The sequence below is a fragment of the Arthrobacter sp. JCM 19049 genome, from assembly GCF_001310435.1.
On sequence record NZ_BAXF01000459.1, the window covers coordinates 1 to 1,702 of the forward strand.

Annotated in this window: 1 protein-coding gene and 1 pseudogene; one reads left to right on the top strand and one right to left on the bottom strand. The window is 67.7% G+C overall.

Annotated features, from left to right (window positions below):
- Positions 1-313 (top strand): cupin domain-containing protein (locus JCM19049_RS13365; RefSeq protein ID WP_054821831.1); only part of this gene is annotated, 313 nt, incomplete at its 5' end.
- Between the two features lie 26 nt (positions 314-339).
- On the opposite strand, the pseudogene JCM19049_RS23575 reads toward JCM19049_RS13365, so the two are convergent.
- Positions 340-1,425 (bottom strand): annotated as a pseudogene (locus JCM19049_RS23575) (PLP-dependent cysteine synthase family protein).
- Between the last annotated feature and the right edge of the window lie 277 nt (positions 1,426-1,702).

Consider the following 1,702-nt stretch of genomic DNA (forward strand, 5'->3'; position numbering starts at 1 on the left):
CCAGGCAGCGGGCGATCTGGAGCTGGAGCCCGAACAACGGGATCTGGATGCGAACATCATCGCGCTGGGCTCCGGGGAGCAGATCGGCGAACACCGGGGCCCGGACCTGGACGTGCTGATCCACGTGTTTTCCGGCTCCGGGGTGCTGCACACCGAAACCGGCAGCGTGCCGCTGGCGGTGGGCGACGTGCTCTACCTGCCGGCCCGGTCGCGGCGCCGCTTCGTGGCCGCGGATGCGGGACTACGCTACTTCTCGGTGCACAAGCGCAAGAAGACCCTGGGCCTGATGCCCACCCTGCGCCCTTCGATGTAGCGGCGCCCCCTGGCCGGCGGAGCGGGCTACTGGCCCGGATCCCACTGCCCGGTCTGCAAAAAGTGCTCCAGCACCGCGGTGTGGTGTCCGGGCTGCAGGTCATTGGCCTGCAGCCACGCGTCATCGTAGTAGGTGTTCTGGTAGCGCTCGCCCCTGTCGCAGATCAGCGTCACCACGCTGCCCTGCTCGCCGTTGCGCAGCTCCGGGCGATCACCTCGAAGGCGGCGTACAGGTTCGTGCCGGTGGAGGCCCCGGCCCAGTGCCGGGTCTTGGCCCGCAACAGGCGCATGGCGGCGATGGACCCGGCGTCGGGAACCTGCAGCATCTGGTCGATCACCCCGGGCACGAAGGACGGTTCGACCACCGGACGCCCGATGCCTCGATGCGTGAGCCAATGCCGGTGGCGTAGTTCATGTCCCGGCGCCGCCAGCCCTCATAGAAGGCCGAGTTCTCCGGGTCGGCGACGGCGACCTTCGTCGCGTGGCGCCGATAGCGCACGTAACGCCCGAAGGTGGCGCTGGTGCCGCCGGTGCCGGCGCTGATCACGATCCAGGAGGGAATCGGGTGGCGTTCGGCGGACATCTGGGAGAACACCGATTCGGCGATGTTGTTGTTGCCCCGCCAGTCGGTGGCCCGTTCGGCGTAGGAGAACTGGTCCAGGTAGTACCGTTGCTCTCCGCGGCCAGCTCACGGGCCGACTGGTAGACGGCCGCCGGCCCATCCACGAAGTGGCAGTGCCCGCCGTAGAACTCAATCAGCTCCACCTTCTCACTGCTGGTTCCGTGCGGCACCACGGCTATGAACGGCAGCCCGAGCATGCGGGCGAAGTAGGCCTCGGAGACCGCGGTGGACCCGCTGGAGGCCTCCACCAGGGTGGTGTCCTTCCCGATGTGGCCGTTGACCAAGCCGTAGAGGATCAGCGAACGCGCCAGGCGGTGCTTCAGCGAACCCGTGGGGTGCACCGACTCGTCCTTCAGGTACAGGTCGATGCCCCACTGGGCGGGCAGCGGGAAGACGTGCAGGTGGGTGTCGGCGCTGCGGTTGGCGTCGGCGTCAAGCAGCGCAATGGCTTCGCGGACCCAGTGGGCGCCCTCGGAGAGTTCTTCGTTCACCTGATCAACACTAGCCGTTTGCCGCCAATCCGTCAGCGGCACGCCGTGTTTCGGTCCCGTGCCCACGCTGCGGTGGTATGTTGTGACAACCATCAGCTCACTAGGCAGGATCTATTGAGGACAGGAACGTCTTGAGCACCAGCACCCCACAGGTTTCCACGACCCTGGCCCTGTGCTGCGCAGCGCTGGTTTTCGCCGGGGCCCTCTGGGCGCTGCTGGCCCACGGGCTGGCCTTTGCCACCCAGCTCGGCCCGCACGGCGTCGGCGTGCTCTATGC